At 66.1% G+C, this 2,552-nt stretch carries 3 protein-coding genes; 2 read left to right on the top strand and 1 reads right to left on the bottom strand.

Annotation, left to right across the window (positions count from 1 at the left end; translation table 11 throughout):
- Positions 1–297: 297 nt before the first annotated feature.
- Positions 298–855: a TetR/AcrR family transcriptional regulator gene (locus GPA_RS16940; protein ID WP_015540105.1), complete on the bottom strand. Its 558-nt coding sequence runs from the start codon at positions 853–855 to the stop codon at positions 298–300.
- Positions 856–1,174: 319 nt separating this feature from the next.
- On the opposite strand from GPA_RS16940, the gene menB reads away from it, so the two are divergent.
- Complete coding sequence (menB, locus tag GPA_RS12655; RefSeq protein ID WP_015540104.1) at positions 1,175–2,014, top strand: 1,4-dihydroxy-2-naphthoyl-CoA synthase; 840 nt, start codon at positions 1,175–1,177, stop codon at positions 2,012–2,014.
- 98 nt (positions 2,015–2,112) lie between these two features.
- Positions 2,113–2,552 (top strand): AMP-binding protein (locus GPA_RS17550; RefSeq protein ID WP_041239609.1); only part of this gene is annotated, 440 nt, incomplete at its 3' end.

Genomic DNA, 2,552 nt, shown 5'->3' with positions numbered 1-2,552 from the left:
CGGTGCGGTATATCGCCGGTGCGCGCGACGTGAAGTACCGCGCGCTTGCCGAGGACTTGGAGGAAGAGGGCTTGTGCGAGGTACGTGTCGTGGCCGGAGCGGGCCACAACGTCCATCTCGAGGAGCCTGCGGCCTACCTGCGCGCCCTCGAGGGCTTTCCCGGATAGCATCGCGCTGCTGCGGGGCCGCCTGCGTACCGGGCGAAAAGGCAAAGGCGCGGGCGGCGGTGGGGGGCGGGCGCTGCGGGCCTCTGCGCACGGCGGTTATTCGCGTGTCCGGGACGCAGAAGCGCGCCCCCTAGGCGCGGGGCGTCGTCAGCTTCAACAGGCTCTCGGCCTGCGCCTTGACCTCTCCTACTTCTAGATCGGGGTGCTGGAAGAGCCAGAGCCTGACGATGCCCACCCAGCCGGAGGTAACGTAGTGGAACAGGAATTCCACCGCCTGCTCGGACATGTCGGGGTTCGCCTGCTCCCAGCTTTCGTGATAGGTGGCATGCAGGTAGGCGAGCACGCGATCGATGAGGTTTCCCTCGCCACGGTTCTCGAATACCGCCTTCGCCACCACGCGATGCTCGGCCACGAAGTCGATGATATCCGACGAGATGACGTACACGTCGGGCGGTAGCTTAGTCAAGCGTTGCCCCAACCCGGCGAACAGGTCATCCTGCATGGCCAGCAACAGCGCGAACGGATCCGAGTAGTACTTGTAGAACGTCTTGCGCGAAATGCCCGCGTCGCTGCAGACCTCGCTTACCGTGATGTCCGACACGGCCTTGCTCTGCAACGCCCGCTCGAACGACGCGAACAGGCGCTCTTTGGTACAGCGTTGTCGGGAATCCTTCGGTTCGACGTACATCGGACCTCCTCGCTCGGGCTTTCGGCGGGTGCGGGCACCATTATAGTACGACCGGGCCGGGCTTTTTTCGCCTCCGCCTGCCGCTGTGAGATTCGCCGTCCTTCCGTGCGTTGACTGGTGCGGTCCTGCAGAGACGTGCCGGGGGAAGGAGCGCCTGTTCCGTCTTCATGTTTTCGTTGACGGCCACCGTTCTTTTTCGGAATTATTCTGCGTTCGGCTGTTTCAGGCTTCGGGGCGCGTTAGTATATGCTCATCCTACCGAACATTCTTCCCTAACAGGCGTGCTCGGACGATCGGGGCGCGCAACGAAAGGACGGCCATGGGCGATACCGCGTGGCAGGCGGGCAAGGCATACCGCGAGATCATCTACGAAACCTGCGATGGCATCGCCAAGATCACCATCAACCGGCCCGAGCGCCGCAACGCCTTCACCCCGCTCACCGTGAACGAGCTCTACGACGCGTTCACGGTCGCGCGCGACGACGCGGCCATCGGCGTCATCATCCTCACGGGCGCCAACCACGAGGGGCGCCCCGAGGACCAGGCGTTCTGCTCCGGCGGCGACCAGAAGATCCGCGGCAACGGCGGCTATGTGGGCGAGGACAACATCCCGCGCCTCAACGTGCTGGACCTCCAGCGCCTCATCCGCGTGGTGCCCAAGCCCGTCATCGCCATGGTGAACGGCTATGCCATCGGCGGCGGCCACGTGCTGCACATCCTGTGCGACTTGTCGCTCGCGGCCGACACGGCCAAGTTCGGCCAGACCGGTCCCAAGGTGGGCAGCTTCGACGCGGGCTACGGCGCGGGCTATCTGGCCAACATCGTGGGCCAGAAGAAGGCGCGCGAGATATGGTACCTCTGCCGCCAGTACACGGCCGCGGAGGCGCTGGAGATGGGCCTGGTGAACAAGGTGGTGCCGTTCGACCAGCTGGAGGCGGAGTGCGTGAGCTGGGCGCGCGAGATGCTGCGCCTGAGCCCCACGGCGCTGCGCTTCATGAAGGCGTCGTTCAACGCGGCCACCGACGGCCTGGCAGGCATCCAGCAGCTCGCCGGCGACGCGACGCTTCTGTACTACACCACCGACGAGGCGAAGGAGGGCCGCGACGCGTTCAAGGAGAAGCGCGCGCCCGACTTCACGCAGTTCCCGAAATTTCCGTAGGGTCGGGCAGGGTCGTCAGGGAAGCGTCGTGCAGCTCGGCGGGGCGGCTTCCCGGGAGCAAGACAGGATGCGAGGCAGGAATCAGGAACGGGTAGGCGATGATCAGCGCATTCGAGAGCATGGTTCGCCGATACCCGCAGCGGACGTGCTTCACGTACGTCGACGGGGCGGGTCAGGAGGCGCCGTATTCGTACCGCGAGGTGCGCATGCTCGCGGCTGCCCTCGCCCGCTACCTGCAGTCGAAGGGCGTGCAGCGCGGCGGCTGCATCGCGGTTGACCTGCCTAATTGCCCCCTGTACGTGATGCTGGTCCTGGCAGCCGCCTACGGCAGCTTCACCATCGTGACCGTGAACAACCGGCTGGCTCCGGGCGAGAAGCTGGCCCGCCTGTTGGAGCTGGAGCGCTGCCTGGGTGAACGCGTGGCGTTCCGGGTGGACGAAGAGAGCGCGGCGGGCCTGTTCGACCACGCCGCCGCCCTGCTCGCGGGCGAGGAGCGCTCCGATCCAGCCGCCGTCCGCCCTGCGCGTCCGAGCTTCAC

It is taken from the genome of Gordonibacter pamelaeae 7-10-1-b (assembly GCF_000210055.1).
Lineage (GTDB): Bacteria > Actinomycetota > Coriobacteriia > Coriobacteriales > Eggerthellaceae > Gordonibacter > Gordonibacter pamelaeae.
This window is presented reverse-complemented; position numbering and strand designations above follow the sequence as displayed.

What these genes read in the sequence shown, in the direction of transcription:
- GPA_RS16940 (WP_015540105.1), bottom strand. Translation starts at nt 855, where the DNA reads ATGTACGTCGAACCGAAGGATTCCCGACAACGCTGTACCAAAGAGCGC.
- menB (WP_015540104.1), top strand. Translation starts at nt 1,175, where the DNA reads ATGGGCGATACCGCGTGGCAGGCGGGCAAGGCATACCGCGAGATCATC.